This window comes from Shouchella shacheensis, from assembly GCF_001484965.1.
In the GTDB taxonomy this organism is placed as follows: Bacteria; Bacillota; Bacilli; order Bacillales; family Bacillaceae_D; genus Shouchella; species Shouchella shacheensis.
Map to the genome: position 1 here is coordinate 72,733 of NZ_LLYY01000003.1, position 21,250 is coordinate 93,982.

Consider the following 21,250-nt stretch of genomic DNA (forward strand, 5'->3'; position numbering starts at 1 on the left):
AGCAAAAGGAAGAAAGTGGTGAGGCTATGGAGGGTTGGACAATAGAGGGATGGATAGTTGCCTTCATCCTCCTCGTCTTTGCGCTCGTTGCCGTCCTCTTTATACGCCACCTCAACCGGCGTAAGCGCTACGACGTATCGAAAATTTCCCTGCGCGATATCGATCGGATGGACGGGCATGAGTTTGAGGACTATTTGGTCGTGCTGCTTACGGCGATTGGATTTGATACATACCCAACAAAGAAAAGCCGTGATTTTGGTGCGGACCTATTGTTTCTGAACGACAACGGCGAGCGAGTCGTTGTGCAGGCAAAGCGCTACCAGGCCAAGCTCGGCCTCGGACCCGTGCAGGAAGTGTATAGCGCTAAGTCGTTCTATGAAGCGGACCAGGGGCTGGTGATCACTTCCGCTGAGGCGGTCACAGAGTCATGCTGGAAGCTGGCCTCAAAAACGGGTGTAGGATTTCTGTTACGGGAGGACATGGAGGAACTAATTTCGCACATCAGAAGAGGAAGGTTGGATGAGGCCGCTGCGCTCATTGAAACACCAGTATATCCAGAGAAAGCGGCCGCGGTACCGAAGCTTGAAGCGGTTGAAAGTGAACGAGGCCGGGTGCGCGTGGGCGAGTATTTTTTTAAAGGAGGATGAAAATTGGAAAAGTTATTTTTATATAATTGGCACGTCCGTAATCACTGGCTGAAGTGGTGTGAATCACTCACAGAAAAACAACTAAGGCAGGAGAGAACAGGGGGCGTGGGCAGCATTTTTCAAACCCTTTTCCATGTTATTGACGCCGAGTACAGCTGGCTTCGGTGTGTGCGGGAGCTCGCGGATGATGCTGTATCATTTGAGCAGATACGCACGGTCGGTGACCTACGCGAGCTCTCTGAAAAATACATGGAGGAGAATCATGCTTTTTTGCGAGCGTGGACGGGGGAGGCTGAATTGGAGCAAGTCTATGTGCCTTGGTCAGGCGAAACTTTCTACAAAGGAGAAATCATCCGCCATGTCATCGCCCACGAGATTCACCATGTTGGGCAGCTATCGATCTGGTCCCGAGACCTTGGGATGGCGCCGCCTGTTAGTGCAAACTTGATTGGAAAGGGTCTATATCAGTAAGCAAAAAGCACTTGAGGCGCCTCAAGTGCTTTTCCCTCCCCTTAACGCTGAATCTTCTCTCCAAGAAAGCCAACAATCTCGCTAATGCAGTTCTGATCACTTAGGAGATCATAATCGCTAATATTGAGTCTTAGCACGGGACATGCGTCAAATTCGGAAATCCATTTTTGATAGCGTCCGTACATTTCCTCCCAGTAGGAAGTCGGTGTCTGTTTCTCCATTTCTCTCCCGCGCGAATGAATACGGGAGAGAATCGCATCAAGATCCCCGTCTAAAAAGACGAGCACGTCAGGACGAGGAAAGAATGGCGTCATGACCATCGCGTCAAACAAATTGGTGTAGGTGTCAAAGTCGGTTTGTGTCATCGTCCCTTTGTCGGCGTGCATTTTTGCAAAAATGCCTGTGTCTTCGTAAATCGAACGGTCCTGCACGTAGCCGCCCCCTTCTTCCACCATGCGCTTTTGTTCTTTAAAGCGCTCGGCGAGAAAATAAATTTGCAAATGAAAACTCCAGCGCTCAAAGTCAGCGTAGAACTTATCTAAGTAAGGGTTGTTATCAACTTTCTCGAAAGACGTCTTAAACTGCAGTTCGTGGGCAAGCGCTTGAGTCATTGTGGTCTTGCCGACGCCAACCGTGCCAGCGACTGTGATAATGGCATTAGATGGAATGATGGTGGACATTGCAATACTCCTTATGTACGTAATAAATACGGGTTCATTTGATCGAACACTTTCTGCAAATCTTCGCTATTCTCCGCGAGGTTCAGATGATCCGTTTCAACAATAATCACCTTTGTGGTGCCTTCGTTTTGAAGAAAGTTCATCGCCTCATCGTAGTCATGAGAGAGCTGTTCTAAATACTCAGGATCGATCTCCTGTTCGAAGGCTCGTCCACGACGTTTGATACGATCCAAAAGCGTAGGAAGACTTGCGCGCAAATAGATCAGGATGGATGGTTTTGGCAAATCCTCTGTTAAAATTGAATAAATGCGCTCGTATTTTTGAAACTTCTTCCGAGGAAGTGTGCGGTGAGCGAAGATGAGATTCTTAATGATATGGTAGTCGGCGATAACCGGCTGTGCCTTGCGTAAATACACGGTCTCCATATCTTCCAATTGCTTAAATCGATTGCAAAGAAAAAACATTTCTGTCTGAAAGCTCCACTCGTTCATATTGTCGTAGAATTTTTCGAGAAACGGGTTCTCTTCGACGATTTCATGTAGGCATGTAGCATTGTAATGATGGGCCAGCGCAGTGGCAAGTGTGGTTTTTCCGACGCCAATTGCACCTTCAACGGAAACAAAAGGGGTGTGCATAATGAGGACTCCTTTCACAGCTAGCATATATCGTTTATTAGTGTACCACGGAGGCTGTGTTTTTGTTTAGATCGGTTTAAGCGGAAAGTGTTTCAATCCTGTGTTATGATTTAAGTATAGAAAAACCATAAGCAATGAGAAGAATGAGCGTAAGGGAGGTAGGCTGCAAGACTCTTGACGGACGCTGTACAAGAAGCCTGATGCAGTATGAGAAAATGAAACGTTTTGATGAAGTAATTGAGCGAAGAGGAACAAACTCAATGAAATGGGACGCGACAAAGGAGCGTTTTGGTGAGGAGGATCTGCTTCCACTGTGGGTGGCGGATATGGATTTCCGCGCTCCAGAACCAGTCATTGAGGCATTAAAAGAAAAAGTGGAGCACGGCATTTATGGGTATCCAAGCCACGCCACTGGGGTAGACGAAGCGATTGTAGACTGGGCGTGGGACCGCTACAGCTGGGAAGTTTCCGAAAAGGCGATTGTTCATACTACCGGGGTTGTGCCTGCACTTAGCAATATCATCAAAGCGTTTACGGAACCGGGAGATGAAGTGATCATCCAGACGCCAGTGTACTACCCGTTTTATGACGTGATTCAAAAAAGCAATCGCACTGTGATCAAGAACCCGCTTCATTTTACGGGCGAGCAGTATGAAATGGATCTAGAACAGCTAGAAGAAGCGATTACGGAAGATACAAAGATGCTGATTCTCTGCCACCCCCACAATCCTGGTGGTCGGGTCTGGAGCAAAGAGGAGCTTGCTGCACTCGCTGCTGTTTGCGAAAAGCATCAGTTGTATGTAATTTCCGACGAGATCCATGCCGACTTGTTGTATGACGGCTATTCGCATACGTCTTTTGCTTCTGTTAATGAGCAGATGGCTAAACGGACGTTCACGACGCTTGCTCCGACCAAAACATTTAATCTTGCGGGCATTCAAGCAGCCTATATTATCGTTGAAAACCCGGAACTGCGGCTAAAGCTCCGGCGTGATTTAGCGGGAACGTTCATGAACGGCCCCAATATGTTTTCTGAAGTCGCGACCGAGGCTGCTTATCGCCATGGGGGGGAGTGGTTGAAGCAGCTGATGAGCTACATCCAGACCAACTATGAAGTTACTCGTGACTTTTTAGAAGATCATATGCCGAAAATCAAAGTTGTAAAGCCCCAGGGCACGTACTTGCTATGGCTTAATTGTGAGGAGCTTGGGTTAAGCGCGAACGAGCGAAAAGAGTGGCTAATTAAAGAAGCGAAAGTGGCGCTAAACCATGGCCCAATTTTCGGCGAGGAAGCCGAGCATTTTGAACGATTGAATCTGGCTTCTCCTCGCAAGACCTTGATGGAAGGGCTCAACCGCATTAAGGCTGCTTACGAGAAGCGAGGGTTTTAACGAGGAACAACCATCTGTTTGACTTGTCATATGTCTAGTGCATCGTCGCGAACACGTAAAAAAGGAGTCGTTCATCATATGCCAATGCCTTCAGATGGCCTTTGCCTTGAACTTGCCGCAGAGATCAGTGTCAAACTTGGAAGACAGCTAACTGCCAGGGAAAAGGCACTCTTAGCCTGGGTCGGACAACGCCAGCACGAACTTCCGTTGAAAATAGGAAAAGTGCACGAGGGGAGAGGGTCAACATGAAGACATTTAAGCTGTATACACTTCACGTACTTGACGGAAAAGAGGGATCGGTGCAGCAACACCATATTCCGTTAAATGACGGGTTGATTATTAATATGGAAAATGAAGAAGCGACATGGTTTATTGATGCCGTTGTCCCGAAGGAACATGCTCCTTTTTTTGAAAAGGAACTAGAAGAACAGCGACATCTTTTGGTTAGTGTCGTTATTACAAGTAAGAACAACCACCCTGCGGTAATGATTACAACGATTGAAACGACGACAGATTTAGAGAAAGACATGAGCATTGTTTTAAAAGGGAAAATCGTCCTTGGCAGAGATGATATCCTAGAAGATATCTTTGAAGATTTGCTTGAAGAGGAATACGAGCAAAAAGAAGAGATGCTTATTGAGTTCAGGAAACGTGTGGAACAGCTTGAAGCGTACTCTGACCGAACGATTGAAGAGGTATACAATGCATTCAAACAAAATAATAAATACCAGCTACTCTAAAGACTGCTAGCAGACCTGAGAATGAGTTCTCGGGTCTTTTTTCTCTAGCAGTCCCGTCCGCCGCGCTTTTCGTTTTACGTTTCAAACGAGGAGAGCCGGGTACTGCTCAAGTAAGAAGTGGTCCTCCCTTCTGCTGTCCACCTCCAACAAATTTGAATAGGACCCCCTTTTTTTCTAGATACTAAAGAAAAAACGAACCGAAAAAAGGAGCGCACGCGCTGTGGAAGAGAAAAATACATGGGGACTGATTTCGCTTGCCTCTGTACCGCTTGTCATGACGCTCGGCAATTCCATGCTGATCCCCGTTTTACCAACAATCGGCAAGGAACTGGAGCTTAGTTCTTTCATGGTGAGTTTATTGATTACGGTTTATTCAGTGGTGGCGATTTTCTGTATTCCTATTGCCGGGTATCTCTCGGACCATATTGGGCGTAAGCAGGTGATTATCCCCAGTCTCATCGTTGCTGGGATTGGCGGACTTATTGCGGGACTTGCGGCCTGGAAGATGGAAGAGCCGTACTGGGTCCTCATCATCGGTCGCTTAATGCAGGGAATCGGGGCCGCGGGGGCAGCCCCGATTGTTATGCCGTTTGTTGGAGATTTGTTCAAAAATAAGCAGCAAGTGAGTGAGGGGCTTGGTTTAATTGAAACGGCGAATACGTTTGGGAAAGTGCTTAGCCCCATTTTTGGAGCTGCGCTTGCTGCCATGCTTTGGTATATGCCGTTTTTTGCTTTCCCGATTTTTTGTTTGATCTCCATTGTACTTCTGCTCTTTTTAGTCCAAACACCTCCACTGAAAACAAAGCCAGAACCGTTGCCGCAGTTTCTTTCCTCTATAAAAAAGCTGTTCAAACGGGAAGGGCGCTGGCTCTACGCCGTCTTTTTTATTGGCGGTGTGTGCATGTACATTTTATTTGGGGTGCTGTTTTATTTATCAACGTATTTGGAGGAGACGTACAATATTCACGGCGTCCAAAAAGGCGTGATTCTTGCTTTCCCTCTGATGGCTCTCTGTCTTGCCTCTTTTGCTACGGGAAGAATCATTGGTCAGGATCAGCTAAAAATGAAGTGGATGACTGTTGCTGGGCTAAGTTTGCTCACGGTATCGATTTTTGTAGTCTCTTTCAACAAAGATCTTTACATTATGCTGACAGCGCTGTTTGCCAGTGGAATTGGCATCGGTGCTGCGTTGCCCTGTCTTGACGCGTTTGTAACAGAGGGAATTCCGTCAGAACAACGGGGGTCGGTTTCCTCTTATTACAACAGCATGCGGTTCGTCGGGGTAGCCGGGGGGCCGCCGCTGTTTGCGATTTTCATGAAAGGCAGTCACTTCTGGACGTTCGCGGGCCACGCGTTGCTTGTGGTTTTAACGATCGGCATTGTTTTCTGGGGCATTCGTCCACAGCAGGCATTCAAGCAAACGTGGCAATAATGGACGAATCAGAACGAATCACGCTATACTTGAGGGACAAGTTTGGATAAGGCGGGATACGATGAGAACCTTTCAAGACGTCCATGGTAGTGACATATGGCTAGTCCTTGGGGGGGAGGAGCGGTTCACAGACGAACCGGGACATGTGCTCGTGATTTGCAGGTATAAACAGAGCTGGCTGCTCACGAAGCATAATAACCGAGGTCTTGAGTTTCCCGGGGGAAAAGTAGAGCCGGGGGAGAGTCCAGAGGAAGCGGCAAGACGCGAGGTGATGGAAGAGACGGGAGCGCGGATAGAGAAGATTCATGATGTCGGTCAGTACCAGGTCTCTCCTCCTAAAGGGGATCCTTTTTGTAAGACGATTTATGCGGCGGTTATTGCGGATATTGATCCGTCAGCTCCACGACTTGAAACAGCTGGTCCCAGACTTGTGGAGGAGTTTCCGATCAATCTAAAAACAAATCCAAACTACAGCTTTATTATGAAAGATGAGGTTGTACCACTTGCCATTCAAGCGGCGATTAAGAGCGGAATTTTTACATGAGAATCGTCCACAAGCACTCCCCAGATCCAAGTTTGTCTCTGAGGAGTGAGTGGGGAGCCCACTCATGTATGGTGCTTCGTCAGCCGACGTTCAATGATTTCAACAACTTTGTACATAATCGTTGCGAGAATAGCAATCACAAGCAGGCTCATGAAGACAAGGTTGAAGTTAAAGACCTGGAAGCCGTAAATTATCAAGTAGCCAAGCCCTTGTTCAGAGACGAGGAATTCACCAACAATGACGCCGACCCAGGCGAGACCGACATTCATTTTCAGGGCGGAGACGATGACTGGAATGGAAGATGGGTAAACCACATGACGAAACATTTGCTTTTTACCGGCACCGAACGTTTTCATCACGGTTAAGTAATTTGAATCCACTTCTCGAAAAGAAGTGTAGACGACCATTGTCGTGATAATGACAGAAACGAGCATCCCCATAGCGATAATGGAGGTCATATTAGGACCAAGACCAACGATTAAGATTGGACCAATGGCTACTTTTGGCATCGAGTTCAGGATCACGAGATAGGGATCAAGGACCTTTGATAGAAAATTCGACCACCATAGGGCCGCGGCGAGCAGCGTACCGATCGTTGTCCCAAGCAGGAAACCAAGCACGGTTTCAAACATTGTTACTGACGCGTGAATCCAGAGCGTTCCAGCACTTATATGCTCCCATAAAAGCTGAATGATGCGGGAGGGCATACTAAAGAGCAGAGGGTCAATCCACATTTGCCTTGAGGCGACCTCCCAAATAGCGATAAAGGCAATCAATATGCTGAGCTGGACGGTCCCGACGCGGCGTTTTTCTTTTGCTAATTGACGTAGGTAGACAGCATGCAGTTCTTTAGGATTCGTGCTCAAGGCGTTCCAGCTCCTTCCATATTAATTGAAATTGCTCAGAAAACATCGGGTGCTGCCTCGCTTCAAAGGGAGAGAGCTTCTTTAGTTCGTTTGGGATGCTAAATATTTGTGCGACACGACCCGGCCGAGGCGAAAGCAGCACGATTCGGTCCGACATCGCGATCGCCTCACTGATGTCGTGGGTAACAAGGATCGCTGTTTTTTTCTCCGCCTTTAGCGTTTCGGCGACCAGGTCCTCCAGCTTAAGTTTGGTTTGCTGATCAAGGGCGGAAAACGGTTCATCAAGCAGCATGAGCGCCGGGTTGGTTGCAAGCATCCGAACGAGGGCGACGCGTTGGCGCATTCCACCCGACAAAGCAGCGGGCACTTCATGAAGCTTATCCCCGAGCCCCATTTTTTCCAACCAGGCGAACGCCATTTTCTCGGATTTCTTGCTATACGTACCGAGAATCTTTTGCCCGAGAATAATGTTTTTCTCTATGGAGAGCCACGGAAAAAGGTAATCGTGTTGTAGCATATACCCGATGTTGCTTAGACAGTGGTCCGCACCAGCGTTCACAGAGACACTTCCCTCCGTTGGCTGTATAATACCAGCAATCAAGGACAGCAGCGTCGTCTTGCCGCAGCCGCTCGGTCCAATCAGGGCAAGGAATTCACCTTCCCTGACGTCAATCGTTATATCGGTGAGTGCAGGAAAGGCCCCTTCCTTTGTGACATAGGTGTGCGATACATGATCAAGTCGTAAGGTTGCCACTAGACATGCCCCCTAATTTAGGCTTTCCGTTGCAATTCTTTCATCGACGAGTTCTTCAAAAGGAATTTCATTCGGAAGTTCTCCTGCGGCATCCATAATGTCTTGTAAGTGATTCCACGCTTCCTCATTTAACTCGGGTGTCTCGGCATAAGAACCTTGATCCCGGTAGCGTTCAACGGCTTCAGCGATAACCTCTTCAGGCGTATCTTCAAAATAATCGACAATGGCCGCTGCGGTCACGCTTGGGTCTTGCTCATTCACAAGCTCCTGGCCTTTGTGCAAGGCTTTTGCAAAGCGAATGTAGAGATCTCTGTCTTCGTCAAGCATGCTTTGTTTAGCCATAAACGTCGTATAGGGAACTTGACCGGACGCTTCCCCAAAAGAAGCGACAACCGTTCCGAGTCCTTCCTGTTCAAACATCGTCGCCTGAGGCTCAAACAGCTGCACATAATCGCCAGTTCCGGAAGCAAAAGCGCTAGCGATGTTGCCGAAATCAATCGATTGAATCAGTTCCAGGTCACTGTGAGGATCAATGTCATGTTGGTTGAGGACATATTCGCCGACCATTTGCGGCATCCCTCCTGCGCGCTGGCCGAGAAAGACGCTATCCTTTAAATCCTCCCAGACAAAGTCCTCCGTGGTTTCCCGAGAGACGAGGAATGTTCCGTCGGTTTGTGTGAGGGCTGCAAAATTGATCGCTGGGTCACTTGCCTCCTGGGCATGGACGTAGATTGATGTTTCTGCCCCGACGAGTGCCGCATCTGCCCCGTCAGAGAGCAGGGCCGTCATCGTTTTATCGCCACCCCATGTCGTCGTTAAGTCAATATCGATCCCCTCTTCTTCAAAATAACCTTCGGCGATTGCTGCATAAAAAGGTGCATAGAAGACCGAGCGTGTGACTTCAGCCACGCGAACCGTGTCCTGGTTGCCACCGTTTGTGCATGCAGCAAGAAAAAAGAGGACGGTCAAAAAGAGTACCGTTAATGTATGTCTCCTCATTGAGATAGTTCCCCCTTTTATTCGAGACATTAGCCTAGAAAAAGCTGTCGCAAGAAGTAGGCTAAGCGTAGTTACACCACTGTATGCTGCTACGCCTGTCTGGGTGAGGGCCTGTAGACTGATTTTGCTTGAAAGGGGGATCTTGATGATTTAGGGAGTGTGGCATGAAAATGAAGTCGAGACTAGGAAAAGCCCTTAAGACCGTGAATGAATGGTCTCAAGGGCTTTTTGTCTAACTGCGACGGGTAGAAGCGCTGGATTGTTCAGTCCTGCCCCGAAATCCAAGGTCGGAATTGCGAGCAGCACGCTCTCCAAAATCCGTGCTTCTGCTCGCCTGCGCTTTTCGGGTTGTCTAGCTCCGGCGGGTAGAAGCGCGGGATTTTTCAGTCCTGACAACGAAATCTAAAGTCGGATTTCTTTTGTCAGGCCTTCCAAAATCCTCGCTTCTGAGCCACCCGCCTGCGCTTTTCAGGTTGTCTAGCTCCGGCGGGTAGAAGCGCGGGATTTTTCAGTCCTGACAACGAAATCTAAAGTCGGATTTCTTTTGTCAGGCCTTCCAAAATCCTCGCTTCTGAGCCACCCGCCTGCGCTTTTCAGGTTGTCTAGCTCCGGCGGGTAGAAGCGCCGAGATTTTTTCAGTCCTGACAACGAAATCTAAGTTCGGATTCCTTTTGTCAGGTCTTCCAAAATTCTCGGTTCTGTTCGACCCGCCTGCGCTTTTCGGTATTCAACTTCAAACCCCCGGTTCACTTTTACCGTGGTCCAGCATCTCGAATCACGGGTTCTACATAATCAAATCGTGTAAAGTTGGCTCGGAACTTCTCAGCGAGTTCCTTCGCTTTCCTGTCATAGGCAGCCGCATCGTTCCATGTGTGGCGCGGATTCAAGACTTCATCCGGTACTCCTGGACATTGTGTTGGAAAATGTAGTCCAAAGGTAGCGTCAGTTTCCGTTGGAATGCGGCTTAGCTCGCCTTGCAAGGCAGCACGTACCATGGCGCGTGTATGAGTCAATTTCATGCGTTCCCCAACTCCATACGGGCCGCCAGACCAGCCGGTATTCACAAGAAAAACATCCACGTCTTGCTGGTCAATCTTCTCACCGAGCATGACCGCGTAGCGATTTGCTTCAAGCGGAAGGAACGGGGCGCCAAAGCATGTGGAGAAGGTCGCTTCTGGATCCGTGACGCCGCGCTCCGTCCCTGCAAGTTTACTGGTATATCCAGAAAGAAAGTGATACATCGCCTGTTCTTTTGTGAGTTTGCTAATTGGAGGCAGCACTCCAAACGCGTCCGCGGTAAGGAAGATGATCGCGTTAGGGTGTCCGGCAATGCTTGGTTCAAGCGCATTTGGTATCGCTTCAAGCGGATAGGCTGCCCGCGTGTTTTCCGTGAGAGAGGTGTCGTCGTAATTTGGCGTACTCGTTTCGTTGTCGAGGGGAACATTCTCAAGTACCGCCCCAAAACGAATCGCGTTCCATATCTGCGGCTCCTTCTCACGAGAGAGGTTGATGCATTTCGCATAGCACCCGCCCTCGATGTTAAAAATCCCTTTTTCGGACCAGCCGTGCTCGTCATCGCCGATCAAATAGCGATCAGGAGCCGCAGATAGCGTTGTTTTTCCTGTGCCTGAAAGGCCGAAGAATAACGCAACATCGCCGTCAGGGCTCGTATTGGCGGAGCAATGCATTGGCAGGACGTTTCGGTCAGGCAAAAGCGCATTCATGACAGAAAAAATCGATTTCTTCATTTCCCCTGCGTACTCGGTGCCTCCAATGAGCACAACCCGTTCCTCAAAGGAGATTAGCACAAACGCTTCTGAGGCGGTACCGTCAATCACCGGATCTGCCTTGAAGGTTGGGGCGCTAACAATGGTGAATGGCTGCAAGGCAGGAGTGGTATTCTCTTCCGTTGTACGTATAAAAAGCTGACGGGCAAATAAGTGGTGCCAGGCAAACTCATTAATAATGGTAAGGGGGAGCTGGTGCTCATGATCGGCCCCTGCATAACCAGCTGAAGAGAAACGCTCCTCTTTTTCTGCTAAATGATGTAACACTTTTTCGTAGAGGCGCTTGAACGTTTGCCTCTCAATCGGTTTGTTCACGGGACCCCAGTCGATGACATCATGGATGTTGGGGTCATCGACAATGAATTTATCGCGCGGAGAGCGCCCGGTGTAAGCACCTGTATGAACGGCGAGCGCACCAGATGGGGTGAGTCGGCCTTCCTGATTATGAAGCGCCCGTTCAACAAGTGTAGAAACAGGGGCATTGTGGTGGGTCTTTGGACTCGCTACCAATTGTTCAAGCTGAGCAGGCAGGATCATTGTTTTCATAGGGCACCTTCCTTTCAATTAAGGCAAACATGAGTGAAGTTTTGTTGTGATTTAGTATAACACATTATATTTAATAGTCCATACTAAAGTGAGGATAAATTGGATTTCATGTTAAATTGGGCTGTACATTTCATTAGCTACACCTTTTTTGAAGCAGAGTTTTTTATTGAGAAACGAACTCCGAACCTATGAGCCTCTAGAAAAATGTAGGATTTAGGCGAATTCCTGCTTTTTTTCCTGCAATGGTTGTGTTACAATTAATCGGTACGCTAGAAAATCATGCTATACGTTATCTGTGTAAAGCATGCACTTTTATCCAGAGACGGCGGAGGGACAGGCCCGAAGAAGCCCAGCAACCAACACTCGGGAACGTTGAGTGAAAAGGTGCTAACCTGCAAGGCAGATAGCCTTGAACGATAAGAGGCGAAAGGTAAAATGATTCAGCCCTTTTCCTCGTGTGGAAAAGGGCTTTTTGTCTAGCTCAGGCGGGAAGAAGCGTCGAGATTTTTCAGTCCTGACAAGCGTTGTCCAAGGGTGGGGTTTCTTTTGTGAGCAACCCGCCTGCGCATTCGATAGATGTTTCTTTTTCTCGGCGGCAGCCGGTGAATGGAAGCCATCCCTCGTCAATCGTTGTATTTAATCAAGGTTGCAAAGTGCGCAACCGATGTTTTAAGGAGGATACTTAGGCATGGCAAAGAAGAGAAGCCGACATTTGTTTACATCGGAATCAGTAACGGAAGGGCACCCGGATAAAATTTGTGATCAGATTTCGGACGCCATTTTAGATCAAATTTTAACGAAGGATCCGAATGCAAGGGTCGCTTGTGAGACGTCTGTAACGACCGGGCTAGTTCTTGTTGCTGGAGAAATTACGACGAGCACCTATGTTGACATCCCTCAGGTCGTCCGTGACACGATCAAGGGGATTGGCTATACGCGAGCAAAATATGGTTTCGACGCTGAAACCTGCGCGGTCCTTACATCGATTGATGAACAGTCCGCTGACATCGCCGCAGGGGTAGACCAGGCGCTTGAGGCGCGGGAAGGGCAGATGACGGATGCGGAAATTGAAGCCATTGGTGCTGGGGACCAAGGGTTAATGTTCGGCTTTGCGACGAATGAAACCGAAGAGCTCATGCCCCTTCCAATTTCACTTAGTCATAAAATTGCTCGTCGTCTAGCAGAAGTGCGTAAGAACGATACCCTTGATTATTTGCGCCCGGATGGGAAGACGCAAGTGACGGTTGATTATGATGAGGACGGGCTACCGATCCGCGTCGATACGATTGTCATCTCCACTCAGCACCATCCAGATATTACGCTTGAGCGGATTCAAGATGATCTGAGAACTCATGTCATTGAAGCTGTTGTTCCAAACGAGCTGATCGATGAAAACACGAAGTACTTCATCAACCCGACTGGCCGTTTTGTCATTGGAGGGCCTCAAGGCGATGCGGGTCTTACTGGCCGCAAAATCATCGTTGATACGTACGGTGGCTATGCACGCCACGGGGGTGGGGCCTTCTCTGGAAAAGACGCAACAAAAGTTGACCGCTCGGGCGCCTACGCTGCGCGCTACGTGGCGAAGAATCTCGTTGCTGCAGGGCTTGCGGATAAATGCGAAGTCCAGCTGGCTTATGCGATTGGCGTGGCTCAGCCAGTCTCGATTGCTATTGATACATTCGGTACGGGGACTGCCTCAGAAGAGATGCTTGTCGCCCTCGTGCGCAAGCATTTTGACCTTCGTCCGGCAGGTATCATCAAAATGCTTGACCTGCGCCGTCCAATCTATAAGCAAACGGCCGCCTACGGCCATTTCGGTCGGACCGACATTGAGCTTCCATGGGAAGCAACGGATAAAGCTGAAATGTTAAAAGCAGAGGCCGGAGTTTAATAAGAGGAGAAGAAAGAAGGGAGCGGATGCGCTCTCTTTTTTTGTTTAGCTCCGGAGGCTGGGCGACCCGCCGGAGCTTTCCGATTTAGCTGGATGACCCCGTTCACTGTGGGAGGCGCCTTTAGAGAAAATAGATCTCCACACTAATTACAAGGAAAATAACCGCTTTGCCGAGGTGAATGGCTCGCTGTGTTCCTAGGCGGTTTAGCCACTTTTGGCCAGCGTAACCGCCAACAAGCGCTAGCCCTGAAAAGAGCACAAGCGCCTGAGCCATAAAAATAAAGCCAAGCGTTGCCATTTGAACGGCCGTAGCCCACCCCTCCATCGTTACAAACTGTGGAAGGAGGGCGACGAATAGAACAGTGACCTTTGGGTTGACGATGTTCATGAAAATGCCGCGCTTGTAAAGCGCCGTAAGTGGGAGGGGATCAGCCTTCTCTGTCTTGGAATGGTTGGTTGAAAAGGCATCTTTCTTTTATTGAATCGAAAGCCAGATAGAGAAGATAGACAATGCCAACGATCTTGATGATCCAGAAAAGCTCTTCCGATTGACGAACGAGCACTGCGAGACCAAACACGGCCATGGCAATGTGAAACAAGATACCAGAGCAGAGCCCAAACGCCGTGGCAAGTCCTTGCTTCGGGCCGTATGTAGCGCTTTGGGCAAGCACGTAAAGGTTGTCAGGGCCCGGGGCGATTGTAAGAGCAAGAGCCGCGGCTAGGAATGAAGCGATGAGCCAACCGTCCATCTAAGAATGGGCGTCCTTTTTTTGTTGGAGCGATTTGTAGTATTGGCCTTTCTCTACATATTCCCGGCGAATGCGCTCCATGTCTTCCACATCTTCCTGTGTTAAGTCACGCACAACTCTGGCTGGTCGACCGAACGCCATCGTGTTTGGAGGGATAACTTTTCCAGGGGGTACAAGACTGCCTGCACCAATAAAGGCGCCCTCGCCCACTTCGGCACCATCAAGCACGATAGAGCCCATTCCAATGAGTGCTTTTTTCCGAACGACGGCGCTGTGGAGGATGCACTGATGCCCTACGGTGACATCATCCTCAATAATTAGCGGTTTTTTTGGGCTTTGATGAAGCATCGATTGATCCTGAATGTTCACCCGGGAACCAATGCGCGTTGGAGCCACATCGCCGCGAATCACCGTGTGAAACCAAACACTCGAATTTTCTTCGATGGTCACATCGCCGGTTATGATCGCCCCGTCTGCAACAAAGACGGTAGTATGGAGAGCTGGAGACTGCTGATGGTAAGGGTACATGGTCATCATTATCACATCCTTTTCTTTTTAAGCCGAAAAACGCTATACTTATTTTAGCGTAAGTGCAAAGATGCAAACAAGAAGATTGCTGTGTAAAGGAGGAGAGGCCTGTGCGCTATTTGGATGTGGAGGAGCCCCGGGGAATCGTGGTCATCGTGCATGGGGCAGGGGAACATAGCGGGCGGTATGACTGGCTCGCAGGAAAGTGGAACGATCATGGATTTGATTGTTTGCTTGATGACCTACCCGGACAAGGAAAGTCTCGAGGCCGAAGGGGACATATCGATGCCTTTGGGCAGTACATTGATGCTGTGGATGGATGGTTAAAGTTCGCTAGAGAAAAGCAGCTGCCGATCATTCTTTTTGGCCACAGTATGGGAGGGCTTATTTCGATTCGAACACTGATGGAACGTGATAACTCTTTCGTTCAGGCACTTGTTCTCTCTTCTCCTTGTCTTGATTTAACCCACGATGTTTCCGTCGCAAAAAAGGCAGCAGCAAAAGTGTTGCAGCATGTGATGCCAACGTTTAGTGTCAACTCTGGAATTAAGTCAGAGCTGGCTACTCGTGATGAGCTTGTACGAGAAGCGTATGTGAAAGATCATCTACGCGTTACGAAAGTTTCCGCGCGCTGGTATCAAGAGCTGGAGAAAGCGATGCGCCTTACAAGACGCTACCCTGAAAAATTTCCGAACATCCCTGTGCTCACCCTCCAAGCAGGAGAAGATTACCTTGTTGACAAGGAAGCGACACGTGCATGGTTTAATCATCTGTTGATCACGCACAAAATGTACAAGGAATGGGGCGGCATGTATCATGAACTATTTAATGAGCCAGAAAAAGAAGACGTCTTTCGCCATACAATTGGCTTTATTAACCAGCTGTTTCCTTGATAAGAATGTTCAGGAAGCTAAGAGGCAGCGCTCCTTTTAATTGAGAGCCGAGATCGTTATTTTCTGTGGATGTTTGGCTCCGTCTTGAATGTGGAACTTATTAGAACGATAGAGGAGGAAGTTTTTTTGCCAGCACCAACAAAACCTGTACCGCTTATGTATACGATCTACCGTGACGTCATTCCCACGGTCAATGTCCATTACAATCAATGGATCGAGCGGGCAAAAACCATTCCGAACGAAGAGTTACGCTCACAGGCTCTTGACGCCCTTGCTCGTAAAAAATTTCACTGTGAAGGCGGTGGGGTTTACGGAATCATTGCCGGGGATCGCTTTGAGGAGCTGATTCAGTTCATCATTGCCTACCAGCTGATTTGTGATTATCTTGACAATCTCTGTGACCAAAGCGACTCACTCAATCCAAACGACTTCAGAGCTTTGCATCGTGCGCTTCTTATCGCGCTTCAACCGGATGCCCCTCATGAAGATTATTATGCTTACCGCGATGAAAAGGAAGACGGCGGCTATTTGCGTGCTCTCGTGGAGACATGCCAGGGTCGATTGAGGACGTTTCCTTCCTTTGCTGTACTACAGCCCCATATGCTGAAAATGAGCGGGCTTTACGCGGATCTTCAAGTATACAAACATGTGAAAAAGGAAGATCGGCAGCCAATGCTGGAAGCGTTCTTTGCTGAGCACAAACACGAGATGCCAGAGGGAATGACGTGGTTTGAATTTTCGGCCTGTGTGGCTTCTACTCTCGCCATTTACACGATGGCGACGTACGCGACAAAAGAAGGCGTGACGGAAGGGTTAGCGAAGACGATCTGCGATGGCTACTTCCCCTACGTTCAAGGGATGCATATCCTCCTAGATTACTTTATCGATCAAAAAGAAGACCTTGAAGACGATGAGATGAACTTTCTTTTTTATTACGACAGCAAAGAACAGATGGAAGAACGCTTTCGCTATTTTGTCGCCCAGTCAGAGGGAACGATCTCCAAGTTGCCAGACCCTAAGTTTCACCGGATGCTCATTCGTGGCGTGATCGCGATTTACCTTGCGGACGAAAAAGTACAAAAGGACCCTGAAATGAAAGCACAGTCAAAGGAGATTTTTAAAACAGGCGGCCTGCATACGCTATTTTTCTTTGTGTTGAACAGCCGCGTGTTTAGAAAGAAATCAAAGGGAGAGTCATGACTTGAGGAAGGCTCTTTTGCGGTCAAAATAAAGGACTCCTCGCGCCTACAATGGAAGGAGCGAGGAGTCTTTTTACTGCTTATCGCTTGCTAGTTACTTAGACCGAAACTGATCGCGCGCAAGCAAATCCAGTTTGCCGGTTTCGGGACTAATCACAAGCCCGTGCACGGGAACATCCGCTGGAAGCAGGGGGTGAGTTGTGATGACGTCAACGCTGCTACGAACGCTATCTTCAACGCGATCAAAACCGGAGAGAAACGTTTCCACGTCGACGCCTGACATTTGCTCTATGTCAACGCCTCGTTCTTTCGCCTTGTCCAACACAGGGTGGTGCGTGAGTCCAGTCATGCCACAGTCGTAATGACCGATCACGTAAACCTCCTCGGCGCCAAGCTCATAGATCGCGACCAGAATGCTACGCATGACACTGTCGTAAGGGTGAGAGACGATAGCGCCTGCGTTGCGGATAATTTTTGCATCGCCGTTTTTCAAATCCATGGAGGAATGAAGTAGCTCGACAAGGCGAGTATCCATGCATGTTACGATCGCCATTTTCTTATGCGGAAGCTTGTCCGTCGCGTAACGCTCGTAATCTTTGTTTTCTACAAACCGTTCATTAAACGTAAGAATCTCATCCAATTTTGCCATTTTTATCAACCTTTCTGATCTAGCTACGGCGAGTAGAAGCGTCTCCAAAATCCTCGCTTCTGGGCGACCCGTCTTCGCTTTTCTTTATCGTGTTTCAATTGCCAAGATAATAGGTGGATCGTTTTTTTGATTCATAAAACTGTATTGTAGCACATGATAGTCTTGCTGTGGCAAAGATGTAGCAAAGCGGAGAAGCTCGTCTTTTTCCATTGTGCCTTCTGGATGCCCATGGTAGATGACAAGAACAACGATCCCACCTGGCTGCATGTACGCAAGCAGGCCATTGATCGCTTCAATCGTCGTATGTGGTTGTGTGACAATGGATTTATCTCCCCTGGGTAAATAACCAAGGTTAAAAATCACTCCGCTCAGTCGGTGGCTCGTTCTAATCGCCTCCACTTCGCGGACACGCTCATGTCCGAAGGGATGAAGCTGCACCTGTTTATCGACACCTGCTTCAACCACGCGTTGTTTGGTTCGCTTGATCGCCTCCTGTTGAATGTCAAAGCTACAGACAAGCCCCTCTTCGCCCACAAGCTCTGCCAAAAAAACAGTGTCATGCCCATTGCCTGCGGTTCCGTCTATAACGGTATCGCCTTTTTGGACGGCTTGCTCTAATAAAGAACGTGCAAACGGGAGAATGCCTAGCAACTTCATAATTTAGCAGTGCCCCACATTGGATTTTCTGGGTCGGACACTGCAATGTTCCTCATTTTGGAACGCTTCTCTTTAACTGGCTCGTTCACATGTATCACCTACACTTTGTAATAAAAACAGTTTATCATAAAGTGTTGAAATTAAATAATAGAGACTTTGCCTTTGGTTGCCTTTTGGGAGGAAATCTCCTACACTTGTTGAGGTATGTTAAAGTAGCGACCTTAATTAGAGTGGCTCCGGTGCTGCGCGTGATGTCGGGGTGATGAGTGAAGGAGGGTGCTTATGCCTCGGGTGTTATGGCTTTTAATTATTGCGACGACAATCAATATTACGGGGGCATCATTCCTATGGCCCTTGAATGCGATTATCATGAATCAGGAACTTGGAGAATCTCTGACGGCAGCTGGATTTGTGCTTATGCTAAATGCAGGGGCCGGTGTGATTGGTAGCTTGGTAGGCGGTAGGCTCTTTGACGGCTTTGGTGCCTACCGAACCATTGTCTTCGGAGCGAGCTTATCCGCGCTCTCCTCTATTCTTCTCGCAATGTTTTTTCAAACGTATCAGCTTTATGCGCTGTTTCTGATGGGCATGGGCTTCGGGTCCGGGATGATGGCCCCGTCGGTGTACGCCCTTGCTGGAAGTGTTTGGCCGGATGGGGGAAGGAAACCGTTCAATGCCATTTATGTTGCGCAAAACATCGGCGTCTCCCTCGGAACTGCGCTCATTGGCGTCGTGACAGCCGTACGGCTTACCGATGTGTTTATTGCCAATGCGGGTGTACATATCGGCTTGCTTCTTTTTATTGTGGTTTCCTTTCGCGGGATGCGCGGATCGAATGGACGAACGGCGGAAGTTGGGATCGGCGGGGTGCGGATCCCGCTCCGCCAGCATTACCGAATGCAAGCGCTTCTCCTCGTCAGCATTGTCTTTTTAATTTCCTGGATTGGCTACACGCAGTGGCAAGCGAATGTCTCGGTGTATAGTCAATCGCTCGGGATCTCTCTTCAGCAGTACAGCCTTTTATGGACCATGAACGGATTAATGATTGTTTTTGCCCAGCCAGCCATCTATTGGGTAATCAAGAAATGGTCACTGACGTTAAAAGGGCAGATGACGGTGGGGGTTATTATTTTTGCACTTTCTTTCGGGGTGCTCATGCAGGCAGAAGTCTTTGCCATGTTCTTCGCTGCCATGTTGATCTTGACCGTCGGTGAAATGTTTGTTTGGCCAGCTGTACCGACCATCGCAAGCTCGCTTGCCCCCTCTGGAAAGGAAGGTGCTTATCAGGGGATTGTCAACAGTGTGGCTACTGGAGGCAGAATGGTCGGCCCGCTGCTTGGGGGATTTCTCGTTGATACATTTTCTATGCAGATACTTCTCACGGTCGTCATTGGAATGCTCGTGCTCTCCTTGCCAATTGTGCGGCTGTACGATCGGCCGCTTGCCAAAATACAGGAGGAGAACAAAGCCAAACAAGCATGATATAACCTAAAAGTGCAGGCGGGGTGCTCAGAAGCGAGAATTTTGGAGACCTGACAAAAAGAAATCCTGACCTTGGATTCCGTTGTCAGGGCGAAAAATCTCGAAGCTTCTCCCCGCCGGAGCTAGACAATACCGAAAAGTGCAGGCGGGGTGCTCAGAAGTGAGAATTTTGGAGACCTGACAAAAAGAAATCCTGACCTTGGATTCCGTTGTCAGGGCGAAAAATCTCGAAGCTTCTCCCCGCCGGAACTAGACAATAAAGGCTGTTGGAGCTTTCGCCAACAGCCTTTGCTTTATCGGTGGTCGGTGATATGTTGTTTGATGGCTTCAGTTACTTCTTTTGTTGAGGCTTTTCCACCAAGGTCACCGGTGACAATGCTTTCTTTAATTACAAACTCGATTGCGCTTAGGATGCGAGCGGCTGCCGTGGTTTCGCCCAGATGATCAAGCATCAACTTGGCTGTCCAAATCTGTCCGATCGGATTGGCGATACCCTTTCCGGCGATATCGGGTGCTGATCCGTGAACCGGCTCAAACATGGAAGGGTAGCGACCATCGATATTGATATTAGCTGCGGGTGCAATTCCGATGCTGCCCATCAGTGCGGCACCGACATCGGTTAAAATGTCGCCGAAGAGGTTGCTTGCGACAAGGACATCAAAGGATTCGGGTCTAGTGATAAAGGAAGCAGCAAGAGCGTCTATGTGCTGGCTATCGGTGGAAATGCTTGGATACTGGTCGCTCATCTCCTGAAAGACTTCATCCCAGAACGGCATCGAATAGACCATTCCATTTGACTTGGTGGCGCTCATCAGGTGAGAGCGCCTCTCGCTCGCGAGGGAAAAAGCGTAGCGCATAGCTGCCTTTGTTGCCCGCTTGGAGAAGAGATTGTTTTGAATCGCAATTTCATCCTCGCCATCGTACATGCGTCCGCCGACTTCGCTGTATTCGCCCTCGCTGTTTTCGCGCACGACGACAAAATCAAAATCCTTTGGTGCAATGAGGGGCGAGTGGAGCCCTTCAAAATAGCGGGCCGGGCGCATATTAATTTGCTGATGAAAGCCGCGACGAATCTTAATGAGCAGCCCCCAAAGTGAGATATGATCGGGGACGCGGGCCGGATCACCGACAGCTCCTAAGAAAATCGCATCGTAATGTTTGAGCTGGCGAAGCCCGTCTTCAGGCATCATGCTGTTGTGTTCGAGATAGTAATCACATCCCCACGGAAATGTATCGATTTCAATCTTGAAATCATCCCCAAGTGTTGCGATAACGTCTAAGGCGGCAGGGACGACTTCTTTGCCAATTCCGTCCCCAGGAATGGATGCGATTGTGTACGTTTTCATTTTGAATCCTCCAGTTTTTTCTTTTAACAGTATCATAAGAACTTGTCTTAGAATAGACTTTTGTAAGAAAGCGGGGTATACGCTGGCTTGACTTTGGGTGATACTTTTCATACAATGCTAGCATACAACGGTGATATGCGATGACGAAAACGAGGAATAGTAGCGACAGTTTGGAAAGAAGAGAACTGACGGTTGGTGCAAGTCAGTCTGATAGCTGCAGTGAACTCACCTCCGAGTCTTAAGAGTGAACCATTCTAGTAGCTCTTGACGGTACACACCGTTATGTGGAAGCGAACAGGCAATTCGTCTGTTAATGTGGGTGGTACCGCGGGAATATGGCAAACTCTCGTCCCTTTTGTGG

22 protein-coding genes, 1 riboswitch and 1 other annotated feature are annotated in these 21,250 nt (G+C 48.7%); of the genes, 10 read left to right on the forward strand and 12 right to left on the reverse strand.

Annotated elements, in window-relative coordinates; translation table 11 throughout:
* Positions 1–26 precede the first annotated feature (26 nt).
* Together AVZ68_RS06565 and AVZ68_RS06570 are read left to right on the forward strand one after the other, a co-directional pair.
* Positions 27–647, forward strand: coding sequence for a restriction endonuclease (locus tag AVZ68_RS06565; RefSeq protein ID WP_059103728.1), 621 nt, complete (start codon positions 27–29; stop codon positions 645–647).
* Positions 648–650: 3 nt separating this feature from the next.
* Positions 651–1,118 (forward strand): DinB family protein, encoded by a 468-nt coding sequence (locus AVZ68_RS06570; RefSeq protein ID WP_059103729.1) that lies wholly within the window; start codon positions 651–653, stop codon positions 1,116–1,118.
* Positions 1,119–1,159: 41 nt separating this feature from the next.
* Here AVZ68_RS06570 and AVZ68_RS06575 read toward each other — a convergent pair whose 3' ends face one another.
* Together AVZ68_RS06575 and AVZ68_RS06580 are read right to left on the reverse strand one after the other, a co-directional pair.
* Positions 1,160–1,798, reverse strand: a complete 639-nt coding sequence (locus AVZ68_RS06575; RefSeq protein WP_059103730.1) for a deoxynucleoside kinase — start codon at positions 1,796–1,798, stop codon at positions 1,160–1,162.
* 11 nt (positions 1,799–1,809) lie between these two features.
* A complete protein-coding gene (locus tag AVZ68_RS06580) occupies positions 1,810–2,433 on the reverse strand; it encodes a deoxynucleoside kinase (RefSeq protein ID WP_059103731.1) in 624 nt (207 codons plus the stop codon).
* A 215-nt stretch (positions 2,434–2,648) separates the two neighbouring features.
* Between AVZ68_RS06580 and AVZ68_RS06585 the strand changes: the two genes are divergently transcribed.
* The 4 genes from AVZ68_RS06585 (at position 2,649) to ytkD (ending at position 6,540) form a co-directional block, all read left to right on the forward strand.
* Positions 2,649–3,824 carry a MalY/PatB family protein gene (locus tag AVZ68_RS06585; protein ID WP_281176593.1) on the forward strand — a complete coding sequence of 392 codons (1,176 nt, stop codon included), beginning with the start codon at positions 2,649–2,651 and terminating at the stop codon, positions 3,822–3,824.
* Between the two features lie 245 nt (positions 3,825–4,069).
* Positions 4,070–4,564, forward strand: coding sequence for a YwpF family protein (locus tag AVZ68_RS06590; protein ID WP_059103733.1), 495 nt, complete (start codon positions 4,070–4,072; stop codon positions 4,562–4,564).
* 220 nt (positions 4,565–4,784) lie between these two features.
* Complete coding sequence (locus AVZ68_RS06595) at positions 4,785–5,996, forward strand: MFS transporter (protein ID WP_059103734.1); 1,212 nt, start codon at positions 4,785–4,787, stop codon at positions 5,994–5,996.
* A 61-nt stretch (positions 5,997–6,057) separates the two neighbouring features.
* Positions 6,058–6,540 carry an RNA deprotection pyrophosphohydrolase gene (gene ytkD / locus AVZ68_RS06600; protein ID WP_059103735.1) on the forward strand — a complete coding sequence of 161 codons (483 nt, stop codon included), beginning with the start codon at positions 6,058–6,060 and terminating at the stop codon, positions 6,538–6,540.
* A gap of 62 nt (positions 6,541–6,602) precedes the next feature.
* On the opposite strand, the gene AVZ68_RS06605 is transcribed toward ytkD, so the two are convergent.
* The 4 genes from AVZ68_RS06605 to pckA all read right to left on the reverse strand — a co-directional run bounded on the left by AVZ68_RS06605 (position 6,603) and on the right by pckA (position 11,492).
* Complete coding sequence (locus AVZ68_RS06605) at positions 6,603–7,406, reverse strand: ABC transporter permease (protein ID WP_059103736.1); 804 nt, start codon at positions 7,404–7,406, stop codon at positions 6,603–6,605.
* Positions 7,390–8,160 (reverse strand): ABC transporter ATP-binding protein, encoded by a 771-nt coding sequence (locus tag AVZ68_RS06610; protein ID WP_059103737.1) that lies wholly within the window; start codon positions 8,158–8,160, stop codon positions 7,390–7,392. The genes AVZ68_RS06605 and AVZ68_RS06610 overlap by 17 nt, the downstream gene beginning before the upstream one ends.
* Before the next feature lie 12 nt (positions 8,161–8,172).
* Positions 8,173–9,159 (reverse strand): ABC transporter substrate-binding protein, encoded by a 987-nt coding sequence (locus AVZ68_RS06615; RefSeq protein ID WP_059103738.1) that lies wholly within the window; start codon positions 9,157–9,159, stop codon positions 8,173–8,175.
* 752 nt (positions 9,160–9,911) lie between these two features.
* Positions 9,912–11,492: a phosphoenolpyruvate carboxykinase (ATP) gene (pckA, locus tag AVZ68_RS06620; RefSeq protein WP_059103739.1), complete on the reverse strand. Its 1,581-nt coding sequence runs from the start codon at positions 11,490–11,492 to the stop codon at positions 9,912–9,914.
* Positions 11,493–11,801: 309 nt separating this feature from the next.
* A riboswitch (SAM riboswitch) is annotated at positions 11,802–11,915 on the forward strand.
* 265 nt (positions 11,916–12,180) lie between these two features.
* Between pckA and metK the strand changes: the two genes are divergently transcribed.
* Complete coding sequence (gene metK, locus AVZ68_RS06625; protein WP_059103740.1) at positions 12,181–13,386, forward strand: methionine adenosyltransferase; 1,206 nt, start codon at positions 12,181–12,183, stop codon at positions 13,384–13,386.
* Positions 13,387–13,507: 121 nt separating this feature from the next.
* Here the strand turns inward: metK and AVZ68_RS20850 are convergent, their stop codons facing one another.
* Genes AVZ68_RS20850 through AVZ68_RS06640 form a run of 3 tightly spaced genes read right to left on the reverse strand, consistent with a single transcriptional unit; the run spans position 13,508 to position 14,669 of the window.
* Complete coding sequence (locus AVZ68_RS20850) at positions 13,508–13,780, reverse strand: hypothetical protein (RefSeq protein ID WP_281176602.1); 273 nt, start codon at positions 13,778–13,780, stop codon at positions 13,508–13,510.
* A gap of 34 nt (positions 13,781–13,814) precedes the next feature.
* A complete protein-coding gene (locus AVZ68_RS20855) occupies positions 13,815–14,135 on the reverse strand; it encodes a LysE family translocator (protein ID WP_059103742.1) in 321 nt (106 codons plus the stop codon).
* Positions 14,136–14,669, reverse strand: a complete 534-nt coding sequence (locus AVZ68_RS06640) for a gamma carbonic anhydrase (RefSeq protein ID WP_059103743.1) — start codon at positions 14,667–14,669, stop codon at positions 14,136–14,138.
* 104 nt (positions 14,670–14,773) lie between these two features.
* On the opposite strand from AVZ68_RS06640, the gene AVZ68_RS06645 reads away from it, so the two are divergent.
* Together AVZ68_RS06645 and AVZ68_RS06650 are read left to right on the forward strand one after the other, a co-directional pair.
* Entirely contained in the window at positions 14,774–15,556 is a 783-nt protein-coding gene (locus AVZ68_RS06645; RefSeq protein ID WP_059103744.1) for an alpha/beta hydrolase, read from the forward strand.
* 126 nt (positions 15,557–15,682) lie between these two features.
* The gene (locus AVZ68_RS06650) at positions 15,683–16,756 is read left to right on the forward strand and encodes a tetraprenyl-beta-curcumene synthase family protein (protein ID WP_157404597.1); all 1,074 of its coding nucleotides are present in this window, start codon (positions 15,683–15,685) and stop codon (positions 16,754–16,756) included.
* Positions 16,757–16,849: 93 nt separating this feature from the next.
* Here AVZ68_RS06650 and AVZ68_RS06655 read toward each other — a convergent pair whose 3' ends face one another.
* Positions 16,850–17,404 carry a beta-class carbonic anhydrase gene (locus tag AVZ68_RS06655; protein WP_059103745.1) on the reverse strand — a complete coding sequence of 185 codons (555 nt, stop codon included), beginning with the start codon at positions 17,402–17,404 and terminating at the stop codon, positions 16,850–16,852.
* Positions 17,405–17,488: 84 nt separating this feature from the next.
* Positions 17,489–18,061, reverse strand: coding sequence for a tRNA 5-(aminomethyl)-2-thiouridylate-methyltransferase MnmM (mnmM, locus tag AVZ68_RS06660; protein ID WP_059103746.1), 573 nt, complete (start codon positions 18,059–18,061; stop codon positions 17,489–17,491).
* A 282-nt stretch (positions 18,062–18,343) separates the two neighbouring features.
* Here mnmM and AVZ68_RS06665 point away from each other — a divergent pair, with 282 nt between their 5' ends.
* Complete coding sequence (locus AVZ68_RS06665) at positions 18,344–19,543, forward strand: MDR family MFS transporter (RefSeq protein WP_059103747.1); 1,200 nt, start codon at positions 18,344–18,346, stop codon at positions 19,541–19,543.
* 293 nt (positions 19,544–19,836) lie between these two features.
* Here the strand turns inward: AVZ68_RS06665 and AVZ68_RS06670 are convergent, their stop codons facing one another.
* On the reverse strand, positions 19,837–20,889 hold the full coding sequence (locus tag AVZ68_RS06670) for a tartrate dehydrogenase (protein ID WP_059103748.1): 1,053 nt from the start codon (positions 20,887–20,889) through the stop codon (positions 19,837–19,839).
* 137 nt (positions 20,890–21,026) lie between these two features.
* Positions 21,027–21,246: a binding site (T-box leader), on the forward strand.
* The last annotated feature ends 4 nt before the right edge of the window (positions 21,247–21,250 follow it).